Origin of the sequence: Chthoniobacter sp., from assembly GCF_040003245.1 — a bacterium.
Classification (GTDB): Bacteria; Verrucomicrobiota; Verrucomicrobiia; order Chthoniobacterales; family Chthoniobacteraceae; genus Chthoniobacter.
Map to the genome: position 1 here is coordinate 1 of NZ_JBDUCX010000244.1, position 9,999 is coordinate 9,999.

Genomic DNA, 9,999 nt, shown 5'->3' on the forward strand with positions numbered 1-9,999 from the left:
CATGGACAAAGACTACCAAAGCGACGGCGTCATGCAAACTTCGATCCGCATCACCCGCCCCATTTTTGCGATCCACCATCCCTGAGAAATGGTGCGCGCTGCAGGGTTCGAACCTGCGACCCCGTCCGTGTGAAGGACGTGCTCTACCGCTGAGCTAAGCGCGCGTTTTCCGGAAAGCGGAGTGGGAGAATAAGCAAGCCGGGCAGCGACGCCAGCGAAAATTGCGCACGCCGCCCGCTTCTCACTTTTGGCTTGACTTTTGGCGGGCGTCATGCGACACTTCTCGCTCAATGGTGGGAAGAGAGGCGATTGCCGGCGGCGGCATTTCAGCGGCAAGGGAGGAAGAGGTTCTTTGACACATTCAAAGGGGCAAGAGGTTGATGCAAATGAGATGCAACAAGGCGTCTGCGGGGGTGCTCGGATTGGCTGGCCGGCTGCCTTGATCGTGGATTGACCCGACCAGAGTAAATCCAAGGCGGATCAAGTCGGGTCAAGGCCAGTCAAGGCGGGTCAAGGTCGAAATTTTGTCCGAGCGGAGGGTTGAGGAAATGCCGAACCACGGAGGGGTAATGCAAATCAGTGGCATCATGGCTGCCGGATGCGATCGCAAAACCTTGTCATCCTGAGCTTGCCGAAAGCCGAGCGCTGCGAGACGCCTACGGAAACATGGGGCTAACCTCCAACATCCTTCTTCTTTAACAACTCGGTTAGGAGATTACGTGGCGGGGATACTGAAGGCAGCGCAAAAGATGCCAGAGGGGATATTGGAGGTCCTTCGGCAAGCTCAGGATGACATTTGGGAGGAAGGGCCTACGCCCCCAACGCCAGCGCATGGGCGACCGCGTAGTGGTCGCTGTGGCTGAGGCTGAGGCGGATCTCGGTGATGCCGAGGCGGGCGGCGGTCTTCGCGCCTTCGCCGTGGAGGATGACGAAAGGTTCGCCGCTGGCTTTGCGCCGCACTTCGATGTCGAGCCAGCCGAGCGACGCGCCGATGCCGGTGCCGAAGGCCTTGGAGACGGCTTCCTTGGCCGCAAAGCGCGCGGCATAGCACTGCGAAGGCGTGGCCATCTTGCTGCAATAGGCGCGTTCGCCGTCGAGGAAGACGCGGGCCAGGAAGCGGTCGCCGTGCTTCTCCAGGCTGGAGGCGATGCGCGAGGTTTCCACGATGTCCACGCCGGTGCCGAGGATGTTCATGGGAGCAAAGAGGAACTTTGAACGTCCAACATCCAATTGTCCCCACTGCACCGCGGACTTCTCGCAAAGCCTCGAATTCCAACACCCAACATCCAATGAGGACATTCTGCCCTATCGTTCGTGACCAAGGCGCTCGGAATCATACCATTGGATGTTCGACGTTGGATGTTGGGTGTTGGATGTTCTGCCTTTCTCCTAGTCCCCCGCCATGGCCGCGAGCATTTCGGCGGTGGCGCGCTCAAGACCCACGAAGAGGGCCCGGCTGACGATGGAGTGGCCGATGTTGAGCTCCGCAAGGTGCGGGATTTTGCGGATCAAGGCGATGTTCTGGTAGTTGATGCCGTGGCCCGCGTTGACCTGGATGCCGAGGGTATGCGCCTGGGTGGCGGCGGTGACGAGGCGCTCGACTTCGCGGTCGCGGGCCTTGCCGAGGGCATTGGCAAACGCGCCGGTGTGCAACTCGACCATCTCCGCGCCGAGCTGGCGGGCGGCGGCGAGTTGCGCGGGCTCGGGCTCGATGAAAAGACTCACGCGAATGCCGGCCTTCTGCAGGCGGCTGACCGTGGGCGTGAGCCCCTTGATCTGCCCGGCGGCGTCGAGGCCGCCCTCGGTGGTGATCTCGGCGCGGTTCTCGGGGACGAGGCACACTTCCTCGGGCAGGATGCGCAGGGCGATATCGAGGATCGCCGGGGTGTTGCCCATCTCGAGGTTCAGCTTGGTATTGATGCTGGCGCGCAGCCGCTCGACATCGCGGTCCTGAATGTGACGCCGGTCCGCCCGCAGGTGAATGGTGATGCCGTGCGCTCCCGCCCGCTCGCAAGCGGAAGCGGCGGCCACGAGATCGGGTTCGCAATTGGGCGCATCCAGCGAGAACGCATAGCGCGCCTGCCGGAGGGTGGCGACGTGGTCGATGTTAACGCCGAGGTGCATTTAGGATTTAGGATTTAACATTTAGGATTTGGGAGCACTGCGGAAACGATCACCGAAACGGGGCCAATTGCTAAATCCTAATTCCTCAATTCGAAATGTCCTCAGTGCTTGAAATGACGCACGCCGGTGCAGATCATCGCCATCTTACGCTCATTCGCGGCGGCAATGACCTCGGGATCTTTCACCGAGCCGCCGGGCTGGATCGCGCTGGTGGCGCCGGCTTCGGCGGCGGCGATGAGGCCGTCGGGGAACGGGAAAAAGGCGTCGCTGCCCACGGCGCAGCCCTTGAGCGAGAGGCCGGCGTCGGCCGCCTTCCAGATGGCGATGCGGCTGGCGTCCACGCGCGACATCTGCCCGGCGCCGATGCCCAGCGTGCGGTCCTTGGCGGCGTAGACGATGGCGTTGGATTTCACGTGCTTCACCACGCGCCAGGCGAAGAGCATCGCGGCGAGGTCGGCCTTGGTCGGCTTGCGCTCGGTGACGGCTTTCTCCACGAGATTCATCTCCGGCTCCACGTCGCGGCTCTGCACCAGCACCCCGCCGGTGACGGAGCGGATGAGCAGGTCTTCGTCCTCGGATTTCGGCGTGGGGCGGATGAGTTTGCGCATGAGACGCAGGTTCTTTTTCTTCTGCAGCAACGCGCGGGCATCGGGCTCGAAGTCGGGGGCGATGATCACTTCGCTGAAGATCTCGCTGATCGCCCTGGCCAGCGCCTCGGTGAGCGGGCGGTTGCAGATGATGATGCCGCCGAATGGCGCCTGCTTGTCGGTCGCGAAGGCCTTGTCCCACGCCTCGCGCAAGTCCGCGTCGCTGCCCACGCCGCAGGGGTTCGTGTGCTTGAGAATGGCGACCGTGGGCTCGCTGAATTCCTCGATCAGCTCGGACGCCGCGGTGATATCGAGGATGTTGTTGTAGGAGAGTTCCTTGCCGTGCAGCTTTTCAAAGTGCTCGTCGAAGTGCCCATAGAGGCCAGCCGTCTGGTGCGGATTCTCGCCGTAACGCAACTGCGCGACGAGCGGCAGGCTCAGGCTGAAGCTGCTCGCGCATTCCTTCTCCTTGTTCAGGAAATCGGCGATCGCGCCGTCGTACTTCGAGGTGGTGACAAAGACCTTGATGGCCAGCCGTTCGCGGAGCTGGAGGGTCGTCTCGCCGTCGTTCCAGCGGAGGACGTCGAGCACGTCCTTGTAGTCATTCGGGTCGGTGACCACGGTGACCGAGCGGTAGTTTTTCGCGGCGCTGCGCAGCATGGAAGGGCCGCCGATATCGATATTCTCGATCGCCTCGTCGAGGGTCACGTCGGGCTTGGCGACGGTCTTTTCAAAGGGGTAGAGATTCACTACCACGAGGTCGATGGGCTTGATGCCGTGCGCCTCGCATTGGGCGACGTGCTCGGGATTGTCGCGCAGGTGCAGCAGGCCGCCGTGGACCTTCGGATGCAGCGTTTTCAGGCGACCGTCCATCATTTCCGGAAAACCGGTGTAATCGGAGATCTCCGTGGTGGCGATGCCCTCCTTCTGGAGCAGTTTGGCGGTGCCGCCGGTAGAGATGATTTCGATGCCGAAAGCCGCCAGTTCACGGGCGAAATCGGCCAGGCCGGTCTTGTCGGAAACGGAAATCAGGGCGCGTTGGATTTTCATGCGAGGGGTGGGACGGTAGGGCACGTCAGCCCAGTGTCCAAGAGCGATTTTTGCCGCTCCTTGGGGCAGCCATCCGGAACCCATATCGGGGTACAAAGTGAACCGCGCAGCCACCCAATAGCTGCGCGGTTCCAACCCAACAACACAAACACCCGCAACCAAAATACGCGGCAATTGGCAAGACGCAAATCGAGTTGCGAGAAATTATTGCGCTTCAGGCACTTTTCTGTCGTCCGCGGGGGCTTTTGCAGCGTAATTGACTTACCAAGGCGACAATCTTAAGTTCACCTTGTGAAAAATTTCACAAAGCTCGAAAATATCACGGACACAACGGATAAAACCCAGGCGCTCAAGTCCTCCCTGGAGCTGATCAATTCGCAGCTTTACTCCGTAGAGGAACGCATCCGCCAGCAGGCCCGCGCCTTCGACCCTGCCGTGGAGGGTTACGTGTCCTACGCCATCGAGAGCAACGGCAAGCGCCTGCGCCCCGCCCTCGCCCTGCTCGCGGGCGGCGCCACCGGCAACATCAGCCCCAGCCACCTGGACCTCGCCGTCATCCTCGAGCTCATCCACGCCGCCACCCTGGTGCACGACGATATCCTCGACGGCGCCGACAAGCGCCGCGGCCAGCCCACCGCCAATGCGAAGTGGGGCAATGCCATCTCCGTGCTCCTCGGCGATTGCCTCTTCGCCCACGCGCTGAAGCTTTCGACCAGCTTCCAAAATGGCGAGATCAGCCGCCGCATCGCCCACGCCGCCAGCGACGTCTGCTCCGGCGAGATCATCCAGACCCAGCGCCGGTTCGACCTCAAGCTGAGCGTCCCGGATTATTACAAGATCATCGAGATGAAGACCGCGGCGCTCTTTGCCGCCGCTTGCGAACTCGGCGCGCTGATCAATGAAGCCGCCCCCGAGGTCATCGATTCCCTGCGTATCTTCGGTCTCCAGCTCGGCACCGCCTACCAGATTTACGACGACGTCCTCGACCTCGCCGGCGACGAAGCCAAGGCCGGCAAAACGCTCGGCAGCGACCTGCGCAAAGGCAAGCTTACCCTGCCGGTCCTGCACCTCCTCCAGATCTCCGACGAAGCCGAGCGCCATCGCCTGAGCGAGATCATCCTCAATGGCGAGGAAGCCGACATCATGGCCCTGGCCGAGCGCGCCATCGCCGCGGGTGCCGTCAAGAGCGCCATCGCCACCGGCCGCAAGCTCTTGCGCGAAGCCGAGAGCCGCCTCCGCCTGGTCCCCGACAACAAGTACCGCGACGCCCTCGGCAGCCTGGTCACGACGCTGGACCGGATGATCGCGCAGTTCGTCGGTTAAATCACGACCTCGTCGCCGATGCGCAGGCACTTGCCCGCTTGGTCCGCGGGAATGGAAGTGTTCACCGCGAAGCGATAGTAGTGATTGAACCGCTGCTGGTTTGCCCAGGGCGGAATCTCCTGGCGGCGCCATTCCATGAATTGCTTTTGAAAGCCTGCCGTGCCCTGACCGCTCGCCGGATCACGCGTGGGCACCGCGCACCGCTGGCAGGGATTGTGACCGAGGAAGGCCACGCTTCCGATATGAAACCGCTTCAGCTCATCTGCTTCGCCGAAGAGAGCGTCCTCACAGAAAGCCGGCCCATCGAGCACTTCGAGATTCGTGCGAAAGCGGCGGCGCACATTCTCCAAATCCAAACCCGGGTACCAGCGGCCCACGCTTTGCACGCTGGCCTCGCTCACCACGGTGGGCCCGAAAGCGGTCAGGTCATCCGGAAAGCCGGCCTTCGGCTCATGCCTCAGTTCTACCGCAAAACCAAAGAAAGCGCTCAGCCAGCGGTTCAACGCCGCCGGCGCCTCGAAAGAGAACTGCTCCGGCCTACCACCTCCGTCCTCCCACAGTCGAACCTCCCGGATGCCGTCATCAAACGCGCACCGCAGCTCGTGCACCCGGGGCGTCCGCTTCCCGTTCACCACACCTCCTTGCTCGTCAAAAATGGCGTAGACGCGATCCCCTTGCAAAATCCCCCCGGCGGTAATCGTCGCCTCAGCGACACTGATTCCATCCAGCGATTTGATCGGAAAAATCGTGATCTTACCTAAGCGCATGAAGTCGTGATTCGTGTGAAACAAGATCTCCGGAGGGAACAGCTTCAGTTTACCGTCCAGGAACTCAGACAACAAGCACATCACTTCCCACCCATCTAGTCACCACCCGGCATGCGTATGCGCATTGCCGTCTTCGATGAGCAAAAAGCCCTCTTACAAACTTACCCGTTGGAAAATCGTCGGGATCGTCGTGCTCAGTCTGCTGATCGTGCTCGTGGCCGTCGCAGCGTTTGGCATCGGCTTCCTCAAGCGGGCCGTGGTCGACTACCGCTGGCAGCATGACTTCTCCACCCGCGACCCGTCCTTTTTCGGCTCGGCCCATGCCATGGCCGATCCCTTGCCACTCGAAGGAAACTCCGTGCAGCTCCTCCACAATGGCGACCAGATTTTCCCCGCGATGCTGGAGGCCATCCACTCCGCCAAGGCCAGCGTCAACTTCGAGGCCTTCCTCTTCTATTCTGACGGCGTCGGCGCACAATTTCGCGACGCCTTGTGTGAACGGGCCCGGGCGGGCGTACGCGTCCGCGTGTTGCTGGACGGCATCGGCTCCGGTTCGAAGTTTTCCGATGTGGACGAGAAAACCCTGCGCAATGCCGGCTGCTCCTTTTCCTATTACCATCCCACTCACTCCTGGCGCGTCGACAAACTGAACCGGCGGACCCATCGCCGCATTTTGATCGTCGACGGCAAGGTGGGTTTCACGGGCAGCGTCGGTTTCGCGGACCCTTGGTCGGGCCACGCGGAATCTCCGGAGCACTGGCGCGACATCCATGTGCGGCTCGAGGGACCGATCGTCGCCAAGCTGCAAGGCGCGTTCCAGCAGCACTGGGTCCGCGGCACCGGCGAGACGATCAGCGGTATGTCGGAGTTTCCACCGTTGCCTCCCGCCGGCAAATTGCGGACGCAACTCATCGCCTCCCACTCCTTTTCGATCTCGCCCATCTCCCTCGTGCAGGCGGTCGCCTTCGCGTCGGCGGAGAAAACCATCTTCATCACCAATGCCTACTGCACGCCGAGCCACAACCAGGTGAAACTCCTCACCGAGGCAGCGAAGCGCGGCGTGGATGTGCGCATCCTCGTGCCCGGCCCGCACAACGACCAACCCATGACCAAAGCCGCGGGCCGCAGCGCCTACGGCGAACTCCTCACCGGCGGCGTGAAAATCTACGAGTACGCCCCAACCATGATCCACACGAAGACCATGGTGGTGGACGGCCTGTTCACCGTCATCGGCTCGTCCAATTTCGATTCCCGATCCGCGCAAATCAACGAAGAGCTGGACATCACCATTTACGATGAAGGCTTCGGTGGGGAAATGGACGCGGTCTTTCGCCAGGACCTGGAACGGGCCAACCCCTATCGGCTCGAAGACTTCCAGAAGCGCCCCTTCCGCGAGCGCGTCACCGAATGGGCCGTCGCCCCCCTGTCTCCGCTGCTTTAGCCGGTGTTCCAGGACAATTGAGTTTTTCGACTCTTCCAGGGGCGGCCAAAGCTTCGGTTTTAAAAAACTCGCACCTTAAATCGGCTTAAGGGGGCTTAAGGCACCTTAAATTGGCTTCATTTTCGTCGCCGGGACTATCGGTCTCTTGGCACGGGTCTCCAGGCACCATCGCCAAATTTTCGCACCTTGATCCACCTTGATCCACCTTGATCCACCTTGATTCGGCTTGAATCGAGCAGGGGCTGCCACCCTTCGGGGTGAGTCGTTTTCTATCTCATTTCCGGTGGTGTCGCTTCGCTCAACCACCGGCTATGGGCGCTGGGATGCCTCCGGCATCGAACAGGGATCGAGCAATCTCACGAGGCGCCGGAGCATTCTAAATGAAAGCGTGACCACCCCTCGAACGGCGAGCGGATGTAGTCGCCCCGCTCCGTCGGGGCGCGGCGATCCCGCAATTGCGGGACCGCCACTACATCGCCTGGTGCTTCGGCTACAGTTTTCTGAAATGGCTCTACATCCAAGGGGCGACCTCGCGGTGGCGGGCGTGGTGGAAAGTCCTCGGAGTTCATGTGGGGAAGTGTGGCATGACTCGCCGCAAAATGTGCATCGCTCCATTGGCTCTATTGGCTCCATTGCGGAAAAAGTGATGGAACAGAGCCGCAGTTGGGTCGTGGCGGGATTTTACCGCAGAGGGCGCAGAGGAGGGAGAGAGGGCCGCAGAGGGAAAAAAGACTTCACTCCCCGCGCTGCCCCACCATCATTCCCGCATGATCCCCCCGCTCCTTGTCCGTCTGTGTCTGGTGATTGGTTTCTTCGTCGCGGTCGCCGGCGCGGAAGAGCAGAAAAGGGAAGTGGTGGAGACGACTCCGAAGCTGGAGATCCTCAACCAGCAGATCGCAATGAACGCCGAGGACTCACAGGCGTTTGTGAATCGCGCCTACACTTACGCCTTGCTGGGACGCAAGGCCGAAGCCCGCGCCGACCTGCAAAAGGCGCTCTCCCTCAAGGCCACCGCGCCCATGCAAAACCGGGTGGGTTGGGCCTACTTCAACAATGGTGACTACGCCGACGCCGTGCGCGCCTTCGAGACCGCCGCCAAACTCAGCGAGCACCGCTCCCATTACGATTACTATTCCCTCGTCCTCGGCTATTGGGGCACCGGCCAGACGAAACTGGCCCTCGAGAACTATCAACTCGCCGTCGAGCGCGACCCGCGCTTCGGCGAATTCAAGACCCTCGACGAGCGCACCGCCGAATGGACCCCTCTCGAACGCCGCGCCATCCACGAAATCTACATTCTCTGGAGCAAGACGTGGAAGCCGTGAGGCGCCCTTCCTCATTGCCCGCACCTCTCCCGACCGGTTTGAAGCTTCCCTTCGCGTCGGATTTTCCCCATGCTCTCCATCGTGAAAACGGTTCCCCTGTTTCGGATTCTCCTGGTTCTGCTGGCCTTGCTCACCCTGGCGCGCGGTGACGATAAGCTCATCTCCATCGACCTCAATGGGAGCGTGATCATCGTCCAGCAGCAAAACTCGCTGAAGACGATCCATTTCAAACCGTTCACCGAGATTACCATCAATGGCGCCAAGGCCACCGCCGGGCAGCTCAAGCCCGGCATGTTGGTGACGGTCGGTCTCGCTGATCCGCAAAACGCCACCAAGATCGCGGCCCGGGGCAATGCGGGCGACGCGGGCGCGGCCGCCACACCCGCTCCCGCTTTCACCGGTTTCGCGAGCACGCAAGCGACCCGGCGGATCGTCATCAAGGCACTCGTCGACGCCCGCGACCACTGGACCATTCAGAATGGCAAACTGAGCATCCAGCACTTCGAGTTCAAGCAACCCGTTGACATCGTCATCAATGGCGTCAAATGGGCGCCCACTTGGACCAACAACACCACCGACGAATTCACCGCTTTCACCCCGCCCCTCGCGTCCTTCGCCGGCAGCAACCTCTCGATCAAGAAGACCAAAGGCCGCGGCGACGTGACCATCCTCGAGCCCCCGACCGAGGCCAACGGCTACAAGTTGGTCTTCCGCCTGCAGGACAAAGGCGCCGGCGCCAACGAACACGAAGTGCATATCACCTGGTAGCTTCGGAAGCTACGTCAGTTGACGTTGACGACGAGAACCCCGTATTTGCGCGTGCCCTATGTGCGCTGCCCGACGGGTCAGCGTGCGAGTCGGGAACTATGAAGCGATCGCGACGTCGGTTCTCCGCGACGTCGGTGCGCGCCGGGCAAACTCTTCCATGACCTCGGCGGCGTATTCCAGGAGCAGCCGCTTTTCCCGATCCGTGAGCTGGCGCGGCTTCATGTCCATGAGGCAAAGCGAGCCAATGGGCTGGCCATTCGGCGCGAGAAGCGGGACCCCCGCGTAGAAGCGAATGCCGTGCTCTTTGAGCAGCGGATTGTTGGCAAACCTTCGGTCGCGCGCGAGGTCTTCGATGATCATCACCTGATTCTTCGCCACCACGTGTCCGCAGACGGAAACGCTGCGCGGGGTCTGGCGCGCGGCCGCCAGATCCGCGGGCAGCCCGGTCTGCGACTTGAAAAACTGCCGATCGCGGTCGACCAGGGTGATGAGGGCGATGGGCACCTCAAAAAGCCGCGCGAGCTTCGCGGTGATGCGGTCAAAGACCGGTTCGGCTTCGGTGTCGAGCAGGTTCAGCTCGGCGAGCGCGGCGAGGCGCTCCTCCTCGTCCGCGG

The 9,999-nt window shown here is 61.7% G+C and carries 9 protein-coding genes and 1 tRNA gene; 4 read left to right on the forward strand and 6 right to left on the reverse strand.

What is annotated here, in order from left to right; genetic code table 11:
• Positions 1 to 89 precede the first annotated feature (89 nt).
• The 4 genes from ABJF10_RS25145 to purH all read right to left on the reverse strand — a co-directional run bounded on the left by ABJF10_RS25145 (position 90) and on the right by purH (position 3,761).
• Positions 90 to 164: transfer RNA gene (locus ABJF10_RS25145), tRNA-Val, on the reverse strand.
• Positions 165 to 810: 646 nt separating this feature from the next.
• Positions 811 to 1,194, reverse strand: a complete 384-nt coding sequence (acpS, locus tag ABJF10_RS25150) for a holo-ACP synthase (RefSeq protein ID WP_348547376.1) — start codon at positions 1,192 to 1,194, stop codon at positions 811 to 813.
• 195 nt (positions 1,195 to 1,389) lie between these two features.
• The gene (locus tag ABJF10_RS25155) at positions 1,390 to 2,124 is read right to left on the reverse strand and encodes a pyridoxine 5'-phosphate synthase (protein ID WP_348547377.1); all 735 of its coding nucleotides are present in this window, start codon (positions 2,122 to 2,124) and stop codon (positions 1,390 to 1,392) included.
• A gap of 101 nt (positions 2,125 to 2,225) precedes the next feature.
• Entirely contained in the window at positions 2,226 to 3,761 is a 1,536-nt protein-coding gene (gene purH, locus ABJF10_RS25160) for a bifunctional phosphoribosylaminoimidazolecarboxamide formyltransferase/IMP cyclohydrolase (RefSeq protein WP_348547378.1), read from the reverse strand.
• 291 nt (positions 3,762 to 4,052) lie between these two features.
• Between purH and ABJF10_RS25165 the strand changes: the two genes are divergently transcribed.
• A complete protein-coding gene (locus ABJF10_RS25165; RefSeq protein ID WP_348547379.1) occupies positions 4,053 to 5,084 on the forward strand; it encodes a polyprenyl synthetase family protein in 1,032 nt (343 codons plus the stop codon).
• Here the strand turns inward: ABJF10_RS25165 and ABJF10_RS25170 are convergent.
• Entirely contained in the window at positions 5,081 to 5,923 is an 843-nt protein-coding gene (locus ABJF10_RS25170; RefSeq protein ID WP_348547380.1) for an MOSC N-terminal beta barrel domain-containing protein, read from the reverse strand. The two genes, ABJF10_RS25165 and ABJF10_RS25170, sit on opposite strands and share 4 nt — an antisense overlap.
• A gap of 64 nt (positions 5,924 to 5,987) precedes the next feature.
• Between ABJF10_RS25170 and ABJF10_RS25175 the strand changes: the two genes are divergently transcribed.
• The 3 genes from ABJF10_RS25175 (at position 5,988) to ABJF10_RS25185 (ending at position 9,385) form a co-directional block, all read left to right on the forward strand.
• Positions 5,988 to 7,292, forward strand: a complete 1,305-nt coding sequence (locus tag ABJF10_RS25175) for a phospholipase D-like domain-containing protein (protein ID WP_348547381.1) — start codon at positions 5,988 to 5,990, stop codon at positions 7,290 to 7,292.
• A gap of 767 nt (positions 7,293 to 8,059) precedes the next feature.
• A complete protein-coding gene (locus ABJF10_RS25180; RefSeq protein ID WP_348547382.1) occupies positions 8,060 to 8,617 on the forward strand; it encodes a tetratricopeptide repeat protein in 558 nt (185 codons plus the stop codon).
• 81 nt (positions 8,618 to 8,698) lie between these two features.
• The gene (locus ABJF10_RS25185) at positions 8,699 to 9,385 is read left to right on the forward strand and encodes a hypothetical protein (protein WP_348547383.1); all 687 of its coding nucleotides are present in this window, start codon (positions 8,699 to 8,701) and stop codon (positions 9,383 to 9,385) included.
• A gap of 96 nt (positions 9,386 to 9,481) precedes the next feature.
• Here ABJF10_RS25185 and ABJF10_RS25190 read toward each other — a convergent pair.
• Positions 9,482 to 9,999, reverse strand: a 518-nt coding sequence (locus ABJF10_RS25190; RefSeq protein WP_348547384.1) for a GAF domain-containing protein, incomplete at its 5' end; no start/stop codon positions are given.

Coding starts and splice junctions, on each gene's coding strand:
- ABJF10_RS25175 (WP_348547381.1), top strand. CDS start 5,988: ATGAGCAAAAAGCCCTCTTACAAACTTACCCGTTGGAAAATCGTCGGG.
- acpS (WP_348547376.1), bottom strand. CDS start 1,194: ATGAACATCCTCGGCACCGGCGTGGACATCGTGGAAACCTCGCGCATC.
- ABJF10_RS25180 (WP_348547382.1), top strand. CDS start 8,060: ATGATCCCCCCGCTCCTTGTCCGTCTGTGTCTGGTGATTGGTTTCTTC.
- purH (WP_348547378.1), bottom strand. CDS start 3,761: ATGAAAATCCAACGCGCCCTGATTTCCGTTTCCGACAAGACCGGCCTG.
- ABJF10_RS25155 (WP_348547377.1), bottom strand. CDS start 2,124: ATGCACCTCGGCGTTAACATCGACCACGTCGCCACCCTCCGGCAGGCG.